Annotated in this window: 1 protein-coding gene and 2 pseudogenes; 2 read left to right on the top strand and 1 reads right to left on the bottom strand. The window is 60.2% G+C overall.

The features are described from left to right. Positions 1 to 96: 96 nt before the first annotated feature. Positions 97 to 804, bottom strand: a pseudogene (locus tag K288_RS51835) (transposase); the annotation flags it as partial. 204 nt (positions 805 to 1,008) lie between these two features. Here K288_RS51835 and K288_RS0142815 point away from each other — a divergent pair. After that, positions 1,009 to 1,869 (top strand): site-specific integrase, encoded by an 861-nt coding sequence (locus K288_RS0142815; protein ID WP_027584801.1) that lies wholly within the window; start codon positions 1,009 to 1,011, stop codon positions 1,867 to 1,869. Positions 1,870 to 1,878: 9 nt separating this feature from the next. After that, positions 1,879 to 2,443, top strand: a pseudogene (locus K288_RS51830) (transposase zinc-binding domain-containing protein); the annotation flags it as partial. Positions 2,444 to 3,667 lie beyond the last annotated feature (1,224 nt).

The raw sequence follows: 3,667 nt of genomic DNA, 5'->3' as shown, positions 1-3,667 counted from the left end.
TGGAGTGATCATCGATGGTGTCCACCTCGCTCATGGTGGACGCCTCATCCCATCCCCGCGCTCAACTGCATAGGTGCGTAGAAAGGAGCGCTTACGGTCATGCGCCTTCAGCAGCCGATAGACCGACGCCTCGGAGACAAAGTATTTTCGTTCGTCGGTGAAGCGCACGGCCAGCTCGCGCGGCGACAGCTCCGGAAGCTCCAGTGCCAGATCGATGATCTGGCCTCGCACATCGTCTGGGATCCGATTCCAGACCCGGTTTGGTCGGGACCGGTGGTCCGCCAACGCCTCAACACCGCCGTCTTGATAACGATCGTACCAACGATAAAACGTGGCTCGCGGGATACCGAGCATGTCCAGCGTGCGTTTGGCCGGGAGATGCGATTGCTCGACCAACTCGATGATCTCGGCCTTCTCTGAGGCGGGATACCTCATGCCTCTTCCTCCCCAGCCCCATTGATGCTTTTTGAGCAGGCGGTTCTCCAGGGTCAGATCGGCCACGGCCTCCTTCAAGGCGGCGGCCTCCCGGCGGAGATCCTTCACCTCGCCGGAGGTTGCCGCCCGCGCCGTGTCGCCCGCCAGGCGACGCTTACCGGCCTCGAGGAACTCCTTGGACCAGCCGTAATACATCGAGGCGGCAATGCCCTCGCGGCGACACAGCTCGGAGATGTTCTCCTCGCCGCGCAATCCTTCCAACACGATGCGGATCTTCTCTTCCGCCGAATAGTGCCGGCGGGTCTGCCGCCGAATGTCTTTCAGTACCTGTTCTGCCGGCGCTTTGCCCGGTCCGGATTTCTGCTTCATCTTCGCTCCTGGTGGCTACGATGAACCAGAAATCCTCCCTCCACAAAACCATTCAATTTGTCTCACAGGCCATGACGGCGAACAATGTCGCCCAGGATTGAACGAACCCGCTACGCGGGAGTGGGGGCAAGCCTGCTGTACTGAGGTGTCCTGTCTGAGAGGATGTTGGTCTTCGCACCACCCCTCTCAAGACAGGAGACCCAGATGGCTACGATGAGCCCTCTTCGGCAGAGTATGATCGAGGACATGACGGTCCGCAATCTGTCGCCGTCGACTCAGAAATCCTATATCTATGCGATCGCAAAGTTTAGCCGCCATTTCGGCTACGCCCCGGACCGGTTGAGTTTCGAGCAGGTCCGTGCCTACCAACTGCACCTCATCGGCCAAAAGCGTTCGTGGTCCCACATCAATCAGGTGGCCTGCGCGCTGCGGTTCTTCTACGGCGTCACACTCGGGCAGACGGAGGCATTCGAGCGGATCATCGGTGGCCAGAAGCCCGACAAGCTCCCCCTCGTGCTTAGTGCCGAAGAGATCGAGCGCTTTCTGGACGCGGTTACAGGGGTGCGCAACCGCGTCGTGCTGGCGACGGCTTATGCGGCTGGCTTACGGGTTAGCGAGGTCGTACGCCTGAAGGTGAGCTCGATCGACAGCAAGCGAATGTTGATCCACATCGAGAACGGCAAGGGCGGCAGAGATCGTTACGCGATGCTTTCTCCTCGGCTGCTGGATATTCTGCGTGCGTACTGGACGCGAACACGGCCGGGGCTGTGGCTATTTCCAGGCCAAGACCCAAGTGAACATGTCAGCGTCCGCTGCGTCCAGGCGGCCTGCCGCGCCGCCCGCCGACGCGCTCGGATTGCCAAGCCGATCACTGTCCACACGCTCCGGCACTCCTTTGCGACCCATCTCCTGGAAAGCGGGATCGACATCCGCATCATTCAGGTCTTGCTCGGACATGCCGAGCTCGGATCGACCGCCCGCTACGCACAGGTTGCGACCAATCTGCTCGCTCGCACGACCAGCCCATTCGATGGGCTCTCCATCACGGTGATCCTACCCCACTAAGCCGCGCATATGCGCCCCGTGCTTGAGGTGGCGGACATCTTCCGCCGCCACGGCGCTGCGTTCCGTACCGCGCAGGGCTCTCGGCTCCCATCCGACCAGCGCCGTGTGATGGCAGCCATCGAGGCGTGCCGCACAGCGACGCTCGGCGGCCATGTCGAGCGGTGCGACGATTGCGGCCTGGTTCGCGTCGCGCACAACAGCTGTCGCGATCGGCACTGTCCAAAGTGCCAAGGCCTGCGCGCGCCCAATGGCTCGCCGATCGCCAAGCCGATCTGCTGCCGGTCCCTTATTTCCATGTTGTCTTCACCGTGCCGGCGCCAGTAGCCGCTATCGCGCTGCAGAACAAGGCGGTGGTCTACGACATCCTGCTCAAGACGGCGGCCGAGACGATCCGTCTCATCAGCGCCGACCCGAAGCATCTCGGTGCCGAGACTGGGATGATCGCCATGCCCATTGCCTCGTGCCGGGCGGCGGGATTGCCCCTGATGGAAGCTGGGTTGGCTGCCGCCCCGGCTTCTTCCTTCCCGTGCGCGTCCTGTCACGATTGTATCGTCGGCTATTCCTGGAGCGCCTCCAAGCGGTGTTCGATAGCGCCAAGCTCCAGTACTTCGGCCACCTCACAGTGGCTCGAAAGCGCTTGGCCGCCAACTCGCCTTGCGGCACTCTGCTCGCCGCTGGCGCTGGACCGCTACGACACATATGGGTCCTTATTCTCAAGTTCCAGCTTCACCAGATACTTTTGGTGGATCGCGGAGGCTGGCTGCAATCGCTGCTGCCGCCGTTTTCGAAAGCAATTCTGAAGTCGCTCTGACTTTGACATGAGCGTTCAGGTATCCATTTCTGACTGCAAGCAAGAGATCCTTGCTCTCCAGCACCTCCTTCCAAATTCCAAATTGTCAGCCGGGCTATCCGCGAGCTTTTTCAAAGCTGCCAGCTGTAGACCAGAAAGACCGCGCTTGAGGAAGTCCCGTTCAGACGTGGGCCTCTCACCATCGTTGGCCAATCCCGCGTGATAGGGATATAGCGAAACGGCAGCCGCTCAGAACGCCGTATGGGGATCAGGCGCTTTGCTACCACAAACTCCCGGGGCCAGCCGTCGCCTGAGCCGCTACCGAAGCCGTGCCCACTAGTCTAGTCTTGGCTTTGCGCTGCAGCTACTAGCGTTCGTCAAAAACTCATCCAGAACGCGCCGTTTGATCGCTGATGGCTCGCGCTCTCCCCGAGAGGCAAGCCACAGAATGTACTCAGCCATCTCGAGCGCAGAGCGGTTCTTCTGCCGAGTGAACCTGGGGCTAACAAGTACTTCATCAAGGACTCTGCGGAGCATCTGCACCGTAGCCAAATCGTAGGCCATATGCCGATTATCCAGTTGATAAGTCTCTAACTAAGAAAACCTGCGCTCTCGTTCACTCCGAACTTGAAGTCAAGATGACTAGCGTAGCGCGCTATGATTGCAGATTTATGACGCCAACCAATCATATCCGGTGGGCCCAATGACGAGCTCTAATCGCTCACTTTCAGCCCTTCCTCGCCCTCAGCCCGAAGCCGGCGACTCGCGTGAGCGCCTTTGAGCCCATCACTGCTTCTCTGCGGGCGCATTGCCTTCGGCTGATGGGGTTGGCGGTGATGACGACGCTGGCGTGTCCACTGGTGGTGTCGCAGCAACGCAATCACCTGCCCAGATCTTCGTGCCTCTGACCGTCCCTCCTAGTTGCTCTGCACGGTGATTATGACTCTTTGGAAGGGTTTGGGTAGGCGCGTCCCATTTTGGCGCGAGCTTTTTCGATTGTGAACATCC

The organism is Bradyrhizobium sp. Ai1a-2 (assembly GCF_000426245.1).
GTDB lineage: Bacteria > Pseudomonadota > Alphaproteobacteria > Rhizobiales > Xanthobacteraceae > Bradyrhizobium.
Note: the sequence above shows the minus strand (reverse complement) of the source record. Positions and strands in the feature narration are given on the sequence as shown.